The organism is Haliea sp. E17 (genome assembly GCF_048323675.1).
In the GTDB taxonomy this organism is placed as follows: domain Bacteria; phylum Pseudomonadota; class Gammaproteobacteria; order Pseudomonadales; family Halieaceae; genus Mangrovimicrobium.
This window is the reverse complement of the sequence record NZ_JBLWFK010000001.1, coordinates 463588-479460: the sequence shown is the minus strand read 5'-3', so window position 1 is coordinate 479460 and position 15873 is coordinate 463588. Positions and strand designations below refer to the sequence as shown.

Annotated in this window: 8 protein-coding genes; 5 read left to right on the top strand and 3 right to left on the bottom strand. The window is 62.1% G+C overall.

Features of this window, described 5'->3' with window-relative positions; all coding sequences use genetic code 11:
• Positions 1–22 precede the first annotated feature (22 nt).
• The gene (locus ACNKU3_RS02050; RefSeq protein ID WP_418257741.1) at positions 23–1153 is read right to left on the bottom strand and encodes a hypothetical protein; all 1131 of its coding nucleotides are present in this window, start codon (positions 1151–1153) and stop codon (positions 23–25) included.
• A gap of 376 nt (positions 1154–1529) precedes the next feature.
• Here ACNKU3_RS02050 and ACNKU3_RS02045 point away from each other — a divergent pair, with 376 nt between their 5' ends.
• The 3 genes from ACNKU3_RS02045 (at position 1530) to ACNKU3_RS02035 (ending at position 5220) form a co-directional block, all read left to right on the top strand.
• The gene (locus tag ACNKU3_RS02045) at positions 1530–2294 is read left to right on the top strand and encodes a DUF2189 domain-containing protein (RefSeq protein ID WP_418257740.1); all 765 of its coding nucleotides are present in this window, start codon (positions 1530–1532) and stop codon (positions 2292–2294) included.
• 70 nt (positions 2295–2364) lie between these two features.
• Complete coding sequence (locus ACNKU3_RS02040; RefSeq protein WP_418257739.1) at positions 2365–3768, top strand: SDR family NAD(P)-dependent oxidoreductase; 1404 nt, start codon at positions 2365–2367, stop codon at positions 3766–3768.
• A 21-nt stretch (positions 3769–3789) separates the two neighbouring features.
• Positions 3790–5220, top strand: a complete 1431-nt coding sequence (locus ACNKU3_RS02035; protein WP_418257738.1) for a cryptochrome/photolyase family protein — start codon at positions 3790–3792, stop codon at positions 5218–5220.
• A gap of 60 nt (positions 5221–5280) precedes the next feature.
• On the opposite strand, the gene katG is transcribed toward ACNKU3_RS02035, so the two are convergent.
• A complete protein-coding gene (gene katG, locus ACNKU3_RS02030; protein ID WP_418257737.1) occupies positions 5281–7449 on the bottom strand; it encodes a catalase/peroxidase HPI in 2169 nt (722 codons plus the stop codon).
• A gap of 366 nt (positions 7450–7815) precedes the next feature.
• On the opposite strand from katG, the gene ACNKU3_RS02025 reads away from it, so the two are divergent.
• Together ACNKU3_RS02025 and ACNKU3_RS02020 are read left to right on the top strand one after the other, a co-directional pair.
• Positions 7816–9750 carry a DUF3604 domain-containing protein gene (locus tag ACNKU3_RS02025; protein WP_418257736.1) on the top strand — a complete coding sequence of 645 codons (1935 nt, stop codon included), beginning with the start codon at positions 7816–7818 and terminating at the stop codon, positions 9748–9750.
• A 218-nt stretch (positions 9751–9968) separates the two neighbouring features.
• Positions 9969–12482: a glycogen/starch/alpha-glucan phosphorylase gene (locus ACNKU3_RS02020; protein ID WP_418257735.1), complete on the top strand. Its 2514-nt coding sequence runs from the start codon at positions 9969–9971 to the stop codon at positions 12480–12482.
• Positions 12483–12594: 112 nt separating this feature from the next.
• Here the strand turns inward: ACNKU3_RS02020 and ACNKU3_RS02015 are convergent, their stop codons facing one another.
• Positions 12595–15510, bottom strand: coding sequence for a hypothetical protein (locus tag ACNKU3_RS02015; protein WP_418257734.1), 2916 nt, complete (start codon positions 15508–15510; stop codon positions 12595–12597).
• Positions 15511–15873 lie beyond the last annotated feature (363 nt).

The window sequence follows — 15873 nt, the reverse complement described above, 5'->3', positions numbered from 1 at the left end:
TCGTATTTCCTCTGCTGGGTAATCAGATCTGGAGTTGAACGCCGAAGGAGAAGGAATCGGAATCCGAACCCTTGTACCCGCTGATGTTGGCGTCGCCGGTGCCGAAGTTGAAGTTGAGGCGCGCGTTGTAACCGGAAATCCAGTAGTTCACGCCGATCTCGGTGAGGTCGGAATCGTCGCCGTCGGATGGCGAGTTCTCCACGTAGCGCAGGTAGGGCTGGACCTGGCCCGGGCCGATCTTGCCGCCGAACAGGAAGGAGGCCGTGCCGAACCAGGATTCACCGTCGAACAGGCAGAAACAGTCGCCCGCCGCGGGCGAGGCGATGGTGTAGTCCGCCTCGAACTCCTTGTATTCGGCTTCGATGTTGAGCACCGCACCGCCACCGAGGGCCGTTTCCGAGAACACTTCCAGTGTGTAGCCGGTGAAGTCACCGGACTCGGTGGCGCTGCCGGTGCCGCCGTCCTGGTTCTGCACCGAGGCGGCCACGGTCAGGATATTACCCAGGCTGCCGAAGTAGGTGCTGCTGGTGTAGTAGGCCGGGCTGTTTTCCGAGGCGAGGATGTTGTAGGCGAAACGGCCGGCCCAGAGGATGTTGTCTTCCTCGTTGGGTCCGCCGCTCACGCCCTCGAAACCGCCCACGGCGTACTGGAACTTGCCTACCCGTCCCCACACGGTGAGGCCATCGTCGCGGCCGTAGGTGCCCGCATCGCCGCCCTGGTCGGAGGGATACAGCGGCACGGTGTACTGGTTCCAGCTAACACTGTAGAACGGCCCATTCATCTCGATGCGGTCCGCCGGCGTCAGCATGCGGCCCATCCAGACATTGAAGGCCTCGCTGAACTCAAAGCGCGCGATCACGTCCAGGGTGTCCACCGGGCCGTCGCCAAAGATTTCATCGGTGTTGAAGGTGATACCGATCTTGTCGGTGATCTGGCCGGTGAAGTAGAGGCGGATGTTCTGCACATCGAAATCCGTGCTCCAGTCATCGCCGCTCGGCGCGCCGTCTTCAACTGCCGTGAACGCGGTGCGCAGTCCCGCTCCCAGGCTGACCCAGGACTCGTCACCAATCTCCATTTTAGCCCCTGCCAGGGCTGGCAGAGCGGCCGCGGTCAACACCGCTGCGCCCGCCGACTTCCATGCAAGTTTGTTCATCTCTTCCCCCACCTGTGTTCAGGCTGTCATTGTCGAGCAGCACGTGGCCGCCGGTGTGTCGGTTAAAACCGATGTCACCAATACTGGGGGATCGGGTCCTGTACCACTATTCGTCAACTGGCGCAGGGGGCTACGTCATTTGACGCAGGGCAGGAGGGACCCGGGCTCGCGCACTCCGGGGCCCGGATGGTCCAACCAGCTGTCGAATTCCCGGAGCCTCGCGTTTGATGTCTGGTCACACAGTTCACTGGAATGGACTAAACTCAGGGTAATCTGTTGGCCGGTAACGGCAATGGCGCTTGCGCCCGGCAGTCATGGCACCCAGCGCCGCCTCCGGCACGAACTGTGCGAGACAATCTCGCCGAAGGAGGCCTGTATGCGCGCAATACACCCGTCGATGGACACCTTCCCCCTGCACCGCGTCCCCCTGACCCGCCCGTTTATCTGGCTGGCGGAGGGCTGGGACGGCCTGATGCACAGCCCCGGTGCCAGCCTCGCCTACGGCGTGATCATCTCCTTCCTCGGAGCCCTGATCCTGGCCTACCAGCAACACCCCCTGTACGTGGGACTGGCGCTTACCGCCTTCCTGGTGGTGGGACCGGTGATCACAGCGGGGGTATGCGAACTCTCCCGCTGCCGCGATCATGGCGCGCAATGCGATTTCCAGCGTTCCCTGGAGGTCGTCACCCGCAACCGCGAACGACTGTTCCAGTTTGCCTGCGTCCTGGCGACAATCGCCATAGCGGGGATCGCCATCGCCGGGCTGTTCCTGCTGGCGAGCGGCGACAGTGTCGCCCCGAGCCTCAACAGCACGGTCTGGGGCGACGTCCTCGACCGCCTGTCCCCGCACCAGCTGACGGCCTACGCAACGACCTTCCTGGTCATCTGCGCCATAGTCTTCGCGCTCTCCGTGGTGAGCGTGCCCATGATCATCGACCGCCATGTCACGCCGCGGGTGGCCATGCGCACCAGCGCCCGGGCCTTCCTGCGCGATTTTCCGGCCATGATTCTGTGGGCCCTGATCATCGTGGCGCTGGTGGCCTTCGGTTTCGGCACGCGGCTGTGGGGCATGATCCTGGTGGTGCCACTGCTGGGCCACGCCACCTGGTATGCCTACCGGGATATTGTCGAGGAGGCCTGAGCTAACGCGCTGAACCGATCGTTCTATTGCTGCGTAAACAAGGGAACATCCCCCTGCTGGCGAACTACGCTTGATAGAACTGAACGAGACGATAAAGGTCGCCCGTGCCCCCGGCGAAGTCTTTGACTACCTGGCGGATTTCAGCAACACCCCGGAATGGGATGCGACGGCACAAACCGCGAGCAAGCTCACGCCCGGGCCGCTGCGTGAGGGCAGCCACTTCCGGGTGAATTGCGCCCTCCCGCTGGGTTCGGTGGACCTCGATTACCATATCACCACCCTGGACCGGCCCGGACAGCTGACGCTGCGCGGCAGCAGCCGCTTTTTCACCGTTACCGATGACATCAGCCTGCACGAGGAAGCCGGGGGCACCCGGCTCGAGTACCGGGCGCGCTTTGAGTTCAGGGGATTACCCCGGCGGGTAGAGTCGCGGCTGCAAGCGGGCATGGAGCGCATGGGCGCCGAGTCCATCGAGGGCCTGCGGCGGGCCCTGGAGGACGCCGCCACCCCCCCCGAACTCACGCCCCCTTCCCGCAATACACCTTCGCGGCTGGTGCAATTCACCCGTTTCGGCTACAGCCGTGCCCGCAAGCACTGGCAGGCGATAACGGCCAATCTTGCAGGGCAGCACGCGCTGGTCACCGGCGCCTCCTCGGGGCTGGGCAAGGCGACGGCCCTGGCGCTGGCGCGACGGGGCGCCGCGCTGACGCTGGTGGTCCGCGACGCGGGCCGGGGCCAGCAACTGCGGGAAGAAATCCAGTTCGAGACGGGCAACCCGGCAATCCGTATCGAGACAGCGGACCTCAGCCTGCTCGCGGAGGTCGATGCCCTGTGCGAACGCCTGCGCCAGAGGCGCGAAGCCATCGATATCCTGGTCAACAATGCCGGTGCCCTGTACCCGGAATTCGCGCTCACTACCGAGGGCATCGAGCGCAGTACCGCGCTGCTGCTGTTGTCGCCCTACCGCCTTACCCTCGGCCTGTTGCCGGCGCTGCGCGCCAGTGACGGGGCGCGGGTCATCAATATTGTGTCCGGCGGCATGTACACCCAGTGCCTGTCGCTGGCACAGCTGGCCCAGGCGGACGCCGACGATTACTCAGGCGCCGTTGCCTATGCCCAGGCCAAGCGCGCGCTGATGGCCGTCACCCTGGACTGGGCGGAGACGTGGCGCGCTTACGGGATTGCGGTCAACGCCATGCACCCGGGCTGGGTCGATACCCCGGGACTGCAGCGCGGCCTGCCCGGCTTCCACAGCTGCATGCGCTGGCTCCTGCGCTCCCCCGAACAGGGTGCGGACACCGCGGTCTGGCTGGCAGCGGCAAGCGAGGCCGGGCGGGTCAGCGGCGGCCTGTTCCTGGACCGCGAGGCGCAGCCCCTGTACCTGCGCGAATCGACACGGGAGACCCCGGCGGAACGCGCCGCGGTGCTGGACTGGCTGCGGGGTTATGCCCCCCCGCAAGCCGGCAGCGCCTGATCCGGAGGTAATACCCCAGCGATGAATAGCGCCATTTACTGGTTCCGCAACGACCTGCGCCTGGCTGACTTGCCGGGCCTGGCTGCGGCCGCCGCCTCGGGCTATGCCGTGGTTCCCTGTTATATCCTCGACGAGGAGGCGGACGGCGACTGGGCGCCTGGAGGCGCCAGCCGCTGGTGGCTGCACCACAGCCTGGCGGCGCTGGATGCCAGCCTGCGCAAGCTCGGCAGCGCACTGCATATCCGGCGCGGCAAAAGCGCCCACGAATTGCTGGCACTCGCCACGGAGGTGGGTGCGAGCGCGGTCTACTGCAGCGAGGCCTGCGAACCCCGGGGCCGCCTGCTGCTGCGCGCTACCAGCGACAGCCTGTGGGCCGCCGACATCGCCCTGCAGGTACATCCCGGTGGCCTGCTGTTCCACCCCGATGCCATTCGCACCGGCGGCGGCCAGCCCTACCGGGTATTCACCCCCTTCTGGCGGGCCTGCATGAACCAGCCCGAGCCCGCACCGCCCCTGCGGGCACCGCGGGCTGCGCACTTCGCCGCGGTTCAGCCCCCGGGTCTGGACATCGATGAACTCGCCCTGCGGCCGGTCAAACCGGACTGGGCGGCAGGCTGGCAGCAACTGTGGCAGCCAGGGGAAGCCGGGGCGGCCGCGGCGCTGCGACGCTTCCTGAAGGATGCCCTGGATGAATACCCGCAAGGGCGCGATTTTCCCGCCCTCAATGCCACCTCGCGGCTATCGCCGCACCTGCACTTCGGTGAGATCTCCCCGCGGCAGGTCTGGCATGCGCTGCAGGGCGCAGCCGGAGCCGATGCAGCTGCGCGCAACAAGTTTCTCGCCGAACTCGGCTGGCGGGAGTTCAGCTACCAGTTGCTCTACCACAACCCGGAGATGCCGGTACTGCCGTTGAAACGCAATTTTGGTTCAATGCCCTGGCTGGCCCAGGAGGGACACCTGCAGGCCTGGCAACGGGGACGCACCGGCTACCCGATCGTCGATGCCGGCATGCGCGAACTGTGGCAGACCGGCTTCATGCACAACCGGGTGCGGATGATCACCGCCTCCTTCCTGACCAAGCACCTGCTGCTGCCCTGGCAGTGGGGCGAGCGCTGGTTCTGGGATACGCTGGTGGATGCAGACCTCGCCAACAACAGCTGCGGCTGGCAGTGGGTGGCCGGCTGCGGCGCCGACGCGGCGCCCTACTTCCGCATCTTCAATCCCATCCTGCAGGGCAGGAAATTCGACCCGGAAGGCCATTACATCCGCCGCTGGGTGCCGGAACTCGCGGCCCTGCCAACGAAATACCTGTTTGCACCCTGGGAGGCGCCGGCGGCGGTGCTCGCCTCCGCTGCAGTCGACCTCGGCGCGAATTATCCCCTGCCGATTGTCGATCACCAACAGGCCCGGGAAAGCGCCCTCCAGGCCTATGCGGCCATCTCCAACACCTGATCTGCGGGCAGAAAAAAACCACGCGACACAATGTCGCGTGGTTTTCCTTGCAGGCCGCAGTTACGGCAGGTCGAAGCGGTCCGCGTTCATCACCCTGGTCCAGGCGGCAACGAAGTCGTTGACGAATTTCTCCTGGTTGTCGTCCTGGGCGTAGACCTCTGCGTAGCTGCGCAGGATGGAGTTGGAGCCGAACACCAGGTCGAGCCGGGTGGCGGTCCACTTCACTGCCCCACTCTTGCGATCGACAATGTCGTAGACGCCCTCGCCCGCCGGTTTCCAGCTATTGGCCATGTCGGTCAGGTTGACGAAGAAATCGTTGCTGAGTGCGCCCACGCGATCGGTGAATACACCATGGCTGCTGCCGCCGTGGTTGGTGCCGATCACCCGCATGCCGCCGACCAGTACCGTCATCTCCGGCGCGGTCAGGCCCATCAACTGGCTGCGGTCGAGCAGCAACTCCTCCGGCTTCACCGCGTAATCCTGCTTCAACCAGTTGCGGTAGCCATCGTGGATCGGCTCCAGCACATCGAAGGAATCGGCGTCGGTCTGGGCGTCCGTGGCGTCGCCGCGCCCGGGAGAGAACGGCACCTCGACGCTGTAGCCCGCTGCTTGCGCCGCCTGCTCGACGCCGACGTTACCGGCCAGCACGATCACATCGGCGACGCTGGCACCGGTTTCCGCGGCGATGCCTTCCAGCACCCCGAGCACCTTCGCCAGGCGCGCCGGCTCATTGCCTTCCCAGTCCTTCTGCGGGGCCAGGCGGATGCGCGCGCCGTTGGCGCCGCCGCGCATGTCGGAGCCGCGGTAGGTACGCGCGCTGTCCCAGGCGGTGCAGACCATCTCGCTGACGCTCAGGCCGCTGGCGGCGATCTTCGTTTTCACCGCCGCCACGTCGTAGTCGGTGCTGCCCACCGGTACCGGGTCCTGCCAGACCAGGTCTTCCGCGGGGACTTCCGGACCGAAGTAGCGCGCCTTGGGACCCATGTCGCGGTGGGTCAGCTTGAACCAGGCGCGGGCGAAGGTCTCGGAGAAGTAGTCCTGGTCCGCGGCGAAACGCTCGGAGATCACCCGATACGCGGGGTCCATCTTCATTGCCATATCGGCATCGGTCATGATCGGCATACAGCGGATGGAGGGGTCTTCCACGTCCACCGGCATGTCCTCTTCGCGGATATCAATGGGCTGCCACTGGTGAGCGCCCGCCGGGCTTTTTTTCAGTTCCCACTCGTAGCCGAGCAACAACTTGAAGTAGCCGTTGTCCCATTTCGTGGGCTGGGTGGTCCAGGCGCCCTCGATACCGCTGGTGATGGCGTCGCGACCCACGCCCTTGCCGGTAGGATTGCTCCAGCCAAAACCCTGCTCCGTGACATCCGCGCCTTCCGGTGCCGGGCCCAGCAGGCCGGCGTCGCCGTTGCCGTGGGCCTTGCCGATGGTGTGGCCGCCGGCGGTCAATGCCACGGTCTCCTCGTCGTCCATGGCCATGCGGGCGAAGGTGTCGCGCACGTCCGCAGCGGTTTTCAGCGGGTCCGGATTGCCGTCGACACCTTCCGGGTTGACGTAGATCAGGCCCATCATCACTGCGGCGAGGGGATTTTCCAGCTCGCGATCGCCCGAGTAGCGGCTTTCGGGGTTGGCGGTAGGCGCCAGCCAGTCTTTCTCGGAACCCCAGTAGGTATCCTTCTCCGGTGCCCAGATGTCCTCGCGACCGAAGCCGAAGCCGAAGGTCTTCAGGCCGACGGATTCATAGGCGACATTGCCAGCGAGGATGATCAGGTCCGCCCAGCTGATTTTGTTGCCGTATTTTTTCTTGATCGGCCAGAGCAGCCGACGCGCTTTGTCCAGGCTCACGTTGTCCGGCCAGGAATTGAGCGGTGCGAAGCGCTGGTTGCCGGTACCGCCGCCACCGCGGCCGTCAGCCAGGCGGTAGCTGCCCGCCGCGTGCCAGGCCATGCGCACCATCAGGCCGGCGTAGGTGCCCCAGTCCGCCGGCCACCAGTCCTGGCTGTCGTGCATCATGGCGAGCAGGTCTTTTTTCAGCGCCGCCACATCGAGCTTTTTCAATTCCTCACGGTAATCGAAGTCGGCGCCCAGGGGATCGGTTTTACGGTCGTGCTGGTGCAGGATGTCGAGGTTGAGGGTCTCGGGCCACCAGTCCGTGTTGGATTTGCCGGCGGAGGTCATCGAGCCGTGCATGACCGGGCACTTGCCACCAGAGGAATGTTTGTCCATATCGTTCTCCTTCGTCTGCTTACCGGGTACTGACCCTTACTACGAGGCCAGCTGAATCGTGAAGTTCACTGTAGCCACAATCTGGTTAAGGTTCTAATCGTTAAAACAGAAGTTGAGCATCAAAGATATCGAACCGGCGGCCTCTGAATCCGGGGCGGGGTGATTCCTCACCTGCACCAACCGTTTTCCCTGTTGGCATCCCAGGAAGAAGGGGGGCAGAGCCCATTTTCCCATCAAAAATAACCAAAAAGGGCTCTGACCCCTTTATCGGTAAGCCAAAAGAAAATTGCCGGCCCACCCATGATCTACTACGCTAATCCCTTTCAATAATAAAGGTTATTCTGGCGACCAGCCGGGGAGTAACTCATGCAGCAAATGACAAAAAGGCTTCAAAGCACCCTTATTCTTGCCCTCCTGTCCGTCGGCTCAGCCGGCATCGCGGCCCAGGACGCCGGCACCCTGAGCGGCGAGGAACTGCAACACCGGGACCCGGAACTGCCCTACTCGCCCTATGCCACCGGCTCGGCGCCCACCCGGGTGTACTGGGGCGACACCCACCTGCACACCTCGTTTTCAATGGACGCCGGCGCCTTCGGCAACCGCCTCGGCCTGGAAGAGGCCTACCGCTTCGCCCGCGGCGAGGAGGTCCAGTCGACCACCGCCGGACCGGCGCGACTCGCCCGCCCGCTGGACTTCCTGGTGATCGCCGACCACTCGGACAATATGGGCTTCTTTCCCGACCTCGTCGGCGGCGACAAGCAGGTCCTCGCCGACCCCAAAGGCAGGGAATGGTACGACGATATCAACGCCGGCAAGGGCGTGCAGGTCGCAATGCAGATCATCGATTCCTTCTCCCGCGGCACCTTTCCCGACGCGCTGATGTACTGGCCCGATAGCGACATGTACAGGAGTGCCTGGGGCAAGACCATTGACGCGGCGGAAAAGTACAACGAACCCGGGCGCTTCACCGCCTTCATCGGCTACGAGTGGACCTCCCAGGTACCGCCGGGGCAGAACCTGCACCGGGTGGTGATCTACCGCGACGGCGCCGACAAGGCGCGCCAGACAGTACCGGCCACTACCTACCCGCCCCAGGGCAGCACCGACCCGGAATACCTCTGGCAGCTGCTGCAGACCTACGAGGACAAGACCGGCGGCAAGGTCCTGGCCATCCCGCACAACGGCAACCTCTCCAACGGCCTGATGTTCCCGACGATCAACCCGGTCGACGGCAAGCCCATTACCGAGGCCTACGCGAAAACCCGCGCGCGCTGGGAGCCGCTGGCGGAAGCTACGCAGATCAAGGGCGACGGGGAAACCCACCCGCTGCTGTCGCCCAACGACGAGTTCGCCGATTTCGGCACCTGGGACAAGGGCAACCTCAACCTCAGCGAGGGCAAGACACCCGACATGCTGCCCTACGAGTACACCCGCAGTGCCCTGCTGATCGGCCTGCAGCTGGATGCCAAGCTGGGTATCAACCCCTACCAGTTCGGCCTGATCGGCTCCACCGACAGCCACACCTCGCTGGCCACCGCCGACGACGACAATTTCTTCGGCAAGCACTCCGGCTCCGAGCCCGGCCCCGACCGGATGAAGCACCCCTTCGCCAAGTTCGGCGACAAGCAGATTCTCGGCTGGGAAACCCTCGCCTCCGGCTACGCCGGCGTATGGGCGACAGACAATACCCGCGAGGCCCTGTTCGACGCCATGGCGCGCCGCGAGACCTACGCCACTACCGGCCCGCGAATGTTGCTGCGCTTTTTCGGCGGCTGGGACTTCGCCCAGGCCGATACCGAAACCCGCCAGCCCGCCACGGTAGGCTATCGCAAGGGTGTGCCCATGGGCGGTGAGCTCAGCGCTGCGCCGGCGGGCAAGGCTCCCACCTTCCTGCTCGCTGCACTGAAGGACCCGATGGGCGCCAACCTTGACCGTATCCAGGTGGTGAAGGGCTGGCTGGACGCCAGTGGAAAAACCCAGGAACGCATCTACGATGTCGCCGTCTCCGACGGCCGCAAGATCGGCAGCGACGGCCGCTGTGACACCGCCGTGGGCAACACCGTGGACCTCGCGACCGCCACCTGGGCCAATACCATCGGCGCCACGGAATTCATTACGGCCTGGAAAGACCCGGATTTCGATCCGGCGCTCCGGGCCTTCTATTACGCTCGGGTACTGGAAATCCCGACCCCGCGCTGGACGGCCCACGATTCGGTCTACTATGGCGTGCCGCTGGAGCCGGGCGATACCGGCATTCAGCAGGAGCGGGCTTACAGTTCGCCGATCTGGTATACGCCCTGATCACTGATCAGCGCAAAAGGGGCAGCCCCCTTCAGGTAGGCGCGGCTCACCGAAACGGGGCACGCCCGGCCCATCCCGGCGCACAATCCGCGCCCGCGCCCCCACCCGGCACTGCAATTCGGTGCAAATCAACTATAAGTAAATGGTAACGGCGTCTTTTGCACGTAAATTGCATCGCCCCGCCAAGAGCTTGCCCTTTCCCGACTGGACCTGCCGCCATGGAACTCGATACGCCGCCCTACAGCGATCACAACCGCACCGCCCTGTCCAAGGAAAAACTCAAGCGGGGCTTCCTCGACAACCTGTATTTCATCCAGGGCAAGTTTCCCCATATCGCCAGCCAGAACGACTACTACCTGGCCCTGGCCTACACCATTCGCGACCGCATGCTGCACCGCTGGATCAGCACGGCGGCTGCCTACTACGACCAGGGCGCGCGCACCGTGTGCTATCTCTCGGCAGAGTTCCTGATGGGACCCCACCTGGGCAACAACCTGGTCAACATGGGCATCTACGACACCGTGGCGGAGATGGTCGAGGAAGTGGGCCTGAACCTCGACGACCTGCTGGCCCAGGAGGAGGAGCCGGGGCTGGGCAACGGCGGTCTCGGTCGCCTGGCGGCCTGCTTCATCGATTCCCTGGCCACGCTGGAGATTCCCAGCCTGGGCTACGGCATACGTTACGAGTTCGGGATCTTCGACCAGGAGATCGTCGACGGCTGGCAGGTGGAGAAGACCGACAAGTGGCTGCGCAACGGCAACCCCTGGGAGATACCCCGGCCGGAGTGGTCGCAACCTGTCAAACTTGGCGGCCATACCGAGCAGTACACCGACGAGGAGGATCGGCTGCGGGTGCGCTGGGTGCCGGAAAAACTGGTCATCGGCGTCCCTTACGACACGCCTATCCTGGGCTACCGCAACAGCACCGCGAACACCCTGCGGCTGTGGAAGTCCGAGGCGCCGGAGTCCTTCGATTTCGAGATCTTCAACCGCGGCGACTACTACGGCGCGGTGGACCAGAAGGTCACCTCGGAAAACATCAGCAAGGTGCTCTACCCCAACGACGAACAGCTCTCCGGCAAGCGCCTGCGCCTGGAACAGCAGTATTTCTTCGTCGCCTGCTCGCTGCGCGACATGCTGCGCATCCTCACCGGGCAGAATATCCCGCTCTCCCGCTTCCACGAGAAGTTCGCGGTACAGTTGAACGACACCCACCCCTCGATTGCCGTCGCCGAGCTGATGCGCCTGCTGCTGGACGAGTACCTGGTTCCCTGGGATGACGCCTGGGAGATTACCCAGCGCACCTTCGCCTACACCAACCACACCCTGCTGCCGGAGGCACTGGAGCAGTGGCCGCTGCCTCTGTTCGCCCGCGTGCTGCCGCGTCACCTGGAGATCATCTACGAGATCAACGACCGCTTCCTCGACGAAGTGCGCATGAAGTTCCTTGGCGACGAAGCGCGCCTGGCGCGCCTGTCGCTGATCAACGAGGCCGGCGAGCGCTACGTGCGCATGGCGCACCTCGCCTGCGTCGGCAGCCACGCGATCAACGGCGTCGCCGAGTTGCACTCCGAGTTGCTGAAACAGGACGTGCTGAAGGACTTCTACGAACTGTGGCCAGAGAAATTCCGCAACAAGACCAACGGAGTGACCCCGCGCCGCTGGATGGTGCTCTCCAACCCGCGGCTCAGCGAGCTGGTCACCGAGCGCATCGGCGCCGGATGGGTCAGCGACCTGGACCAGTTGCGGCAACTGGAGCCGCTGGCGGACGATCCCGACTTCCGCAAGTCGTGGTGGGAGATCAAGCGCGCCAACAAGGTCGATTTCGCGCAATTCATCCTCAGGAGCACCGGCATCCTGGTGGACCCTGAATCCATGTTCGACTGCCAGGTCAAGCGCATCCACGAGTACAAGCGGCAGCACCTGAACGTGCTGCACATCATTGCCCTGTATCGCAGGCTCAAGGACAACCCGGGGCTGGACATTCCCCCGCGCACCTTCCTGTTCGGCGGCAAGGCGGCGCCCGGCTACCACACCGCGAAACGCATGATCAAACTGATCACCTCCGTGGGTGAGGTGATCAACCGCGACCCGGATATCCGCGACAAGCTCAAGGTGGTGTTCGTGCCCGATTTCAACGTCACCAACGGGCAGCGTATCTATCCTGCGGCGGACCTCTCAGAGCAGATATCCACCGCCGGCAAGGAGGCCTCGGGTACCGGCAACATGAAGTTCTCGATGAATGGCGCGCTCACCATCGGCACCCTGGACGGCGCCAACGTGGAGATCCGCGAGGAGGTCGGCGCGGAAAACTTCTTCCTCTTCGGCCTCGCCACCGAGGAGGTTTACGCCCTGCGCGCCTCCGGCTACCACCCCATGGACTACTACCACGGCGACCCGCACCTGAAGGACGTGATCGACCTGATTCGCGGCGGTTCCTTCTCTCGCGGTGACACCGAGCTGTTTCGCGGTCTCACCGACGGCCTGCTGCACCACGACCCCTACATGCTGTTCGCCGACTTCGCGTCCTACGTGAGCTGCCAGGATGAAGTTTCGCGCGCCTACCTGGATCGCGAGCACTGGACGCGCATGTCGATCCTCAACGCGGCGCGCTCGGGCAAGTTCTCGTCGGACCGCTCGATCCAGCAATACTGCGAAGATATCTGGCACGCCTCGCCGGTGAAGATCAAGCTGCTCGGCCACGACGAGGAGCCGACCGGGTTTATCCAGTAGCATCGCGGCGCTGGTCGGAGCAAGCTTCCTTCGAATCCTCCGCACGGGCAGAAAAAATGGCCGGGATTTCTCCCGGCCATATCAATTTTTATTCAGTTCATTCGGCTTACTACTATTTCTTTTTGCCTTTTGAACTACCCTGGGTGCCTCCGCTCGGATTGGTTATCTTCTGCTCACGGATCTTCCAGACCTCCAGCCCCGGGCGCAAGGGACTGCCTTCGATACCAAGGAGTGACGCTGCTGGCATCAAGGTGGCGCTCAGCAGGCAGGTTGCCTTGCCGTTGTCACACTCGACAATATCGCGTATCCCGTAACCCAGCAGTGACCAGTCCAGCGGCATTGGGTACTGGAAGAAGTTCACACCGTCATCCGATGTCCACAATTCCGCACTACCCTTGGGCAGCGTCGGCAGGGTCGAGGGATTGAAGGTACCCACCAGTAACCGTCCATTTTGTTCCGACATCGACCACATGTAGATATTGCCGGTATCGAAGAAACCACCGTCCGGTGCACCATCCACGATCACATCAAACACGTTGCCAACCGCGTTATAGGAGAGCAGGGTGGCACCGTTTGTGAAATTGACCGTGCCGGCGAACAGCTTGTTCATCGATGGTGACGCGTACAGTTTGAGCACACCGAGGTTATCTGGATCGACGTCCGGCAGACCTGCAAGCGGCGCATGATCTCCAGCATCGCAGTCATCGCAAACATAGATGTAGTCGTTGTTCGGACTGTCATCGTAGGTCAGCAAGCCGAGCACGCCGATGTACAGCTTGCCGGCATAGGGTTCCAACTCGGCTACCGCCGGCACGGTGTCTGGGAACTTGTAAACCTTCGCAAAATTCGTTCCATCAAAGGTCCAGTGTTCGCCCCCGCTATTGTTCAGCGTGCCGATGTGCAGCTTCCCGCCATAGGCGGCCAGGGACCGTATCGAGATATTGTTCTCGGGAAGCCCAGGCAATGCGACAGTTTCCGCTTCACACAGATCACCATTACCTGTCGGGCAATTGGGAACTATCTCGAAGTTTATCCCGTCATCGGAAACCAGCAACGCAACCCCCGGGAAATGACTGAAGTTTTCGTAGGAAACGCCACTGATAAAGGCACCGAGATCTGCGGCCACGTACAATTTGCCATTGTAGAGCGCCGAATCGCGGAAGCCCTGTACATACTCACCCGCGTTACCCTCTGGCACATGCCGTGGGATAGCATCGTAAGCAAGTCTCCACCGCTTGTCTTTGTTGCTCAGATTCCAGATCTGCGCCCCGTGCGAGTCGCGGACATTGGGATTGCCGAAGCCCAGAATCTCCATACAGGCAAAGCGCTGGTAGATACTGGGGAAGTCGGAAGGGGCGGCATAACAGGCGCTGATCCCGCCACCGTCGCCATTCACGTAAGTCTCCAGATCGTAGTACGCGTTCTTCGTACCCACAATCAGGGAGTTGAATGCCTCGATTCCCGTCCATCCGTACTTGTTGTATTCATCTCCGAAGCCTCGACCTACTGGCAGACCCGTATCTTTATCCTTGTTCTCCATCAGGTTCGACCACGGGTCGCCCTGGCACTCGATGCTGAAATCGAACACCTCCAGATTGAGTACGCCGGCCTCATAGTGAATGCGAACCTTCAACAGCAGAGTTGCATTATTCTGCGCACCATTGAGAATGCCGTAGCCGTCAATTTCCTGGGATTGGCCGACAATTTTGGCTCGCAAACTGAAATCACTCGTGAAGGGATCGAAATCATCCGCCAGGTTCACCTTGAGCATGGAATTCAGCAGCAGGTTGTATTGAATACCCGAAGTCACACCCTCGCCCTGTCCATTGGCCGAGACGTGAAACTTGAATTTGATATTCTCGGGATTGCTGAGGTTCAGGCTCGTATTGAGGTGGAACATCGTGTCAAACACAATATCTTCGCCATAGTTCAGCGTCGTGACCTCGTTCTCCGCCCCCGGGTTTTCCAGCGTGTAGAAGATCGCGCACTCGTTGGAGATGGGTATGTTCAGGCCTGAATCCGAGATCGGGTTAAACGTGACGAAATTGCTGCAGCTCTCCTCGCCGGTATTATCGACCACATCCGTTCCCCGGACGCAAATTTCATAATTACCGATGGGGAGTCCACCATGGTTAGCCGATACTTCCTCGAATGACATGTCAAATGCCCCATCCGCCGCGTTCATCGGCGTCCAGGGAACTACCTCGCCACCACCGTCGAGAATCCTGTATTCAGCGCTTTTAATGGTGGAGTTTCCGCGTTCCGTGTCATCAACAACTGCAGTAATGACAAAGGGTGTTCCAAACACAGCCGCATTGGGCGTTCCCATGACGTGCTTGGTGAACGGACCTTCTTCATCGACATACAAGGCAAAATTGTCGACGCCCCGTAACGTTTCGCAGGAGTCTGGAGTACCGCCGCCCTCGTAACACCCTGATTGTACGACCACACCGATGTAGTCATAGGTGCCGGCTGGCACATTGGCGATGAGTGTTATTGCAGGCGTCCATGAACTGGAGAACGGAAGTTGCACCTGGGCGAGCAAACTGTCCGGTGGAGCTACCCCGTAATCCCCGGATCCATCTGGGGTAGGGGGAGCGGGGAAACCATCTACCCCTCTCCCGCCGTACATGTAATACATGCGGTCTGCGGCAATGCCGATAAGAGACACTCTCCCCTGTGGATTTGATTGTGCTCCGACAGAATCCGTGTAGACGTAATCCAGATTCAATGCCAGCGTACCGCTGATCCCGCTCGCGTCGATGAATTGCACAAGTTTTTCATCCTGCCCACCACCGGTTTCACGGTGTTTGGCAAAGAAATCTGTAGGATCGGCAGTCTTTGCTTCCAGCGTGTACTGGCTCGAGAAGGTGATCCACTGATCCAGATTGCTGCTGATAGTGTAAGCCTCACCGGCTGACAGTGGTGCACTCTGGAAATCACCATTCGAAAGAAAATCAGCTCGGCTGGTAGTTGCAGCGAGCGATAGCACCGCTAACGCCACTCCAGTAAATGATCGAGTGATCAATCGCGGCGACCTTCCTGTCGCGCGTTCACAACGGTTACATATACAGTCTGTGTTCATGTCTTACTCCCTCCGTAAGAACAACTGCATGCGAATAGGGGCGTGAACCCGCTTTGGTATCTGGATCTACTGAATAATTGACCTCTCTTCAGATTCTCCGATTATTTGTGACCGACAGGAAAAGCTGACATCCCAATTCACACGGTCACAAAATTCTTGTTGCATGACAGCGTCAAGGCCATAGATCATTTTGGCGCTCGACTAAAATGCAGTTAAAGATTTTCAATCCAGCCCGCAAAAAGCTCACCCGCTAATCGGCGAACCTCCGGAAGACTGGCTACCCTGGAAAACAGGGCCTGAGACTTT

What these genes read in the sequence shown, in the direction of transcription:
- ACNKU3_RS02045 (WP_418257740.1), top strand. Translation starts at nt 1,530, where the DNA reads ATGCGCGCAATACACCCGTCGATGGACACCTTCCCCCTGCACCGCGTC.
- ACNKU3_RS02025 (WP_418257736.1), top strand. Translation starts at nt 7,816, where the DNA reads ATGCAGCAAATGACAAAAAGGCTTCAAAGCACCCTTATTCTTGCCCTC.
- ACNKU3_RS02020 (WP_418257735.1), top strand. Translation starts at nt 9,969, where the DNA reads ATGGAACTCGATACGCCGCCCTACAGCGATCACAACCGCACCGCCCTG.
- ACNKU3_RS02035 (WP_418257738.1), top strand. Translation starts at nt 3,790, where the DNA reads ATGAATAGCGCCATTTACTGGTTCCGCAACGACCTGCGCCTGGCTGAC.
- katG (WP_418257737.1), bottom strand. Translation starts at nt 7,449, where the DNA reads ATGGACAAACATTCCTCTGGTGGCAAGTGCCCGGTCATGCACGGCTCG.
- ACNKU3_RS02050 (WP_418257741.1), bottom strand. Translation starts at nt 1,153, where the DNA reads ATGAACAAACTTGCATGGAAGTCGGCGGGCGCAGCGGTGTTGACCGCG.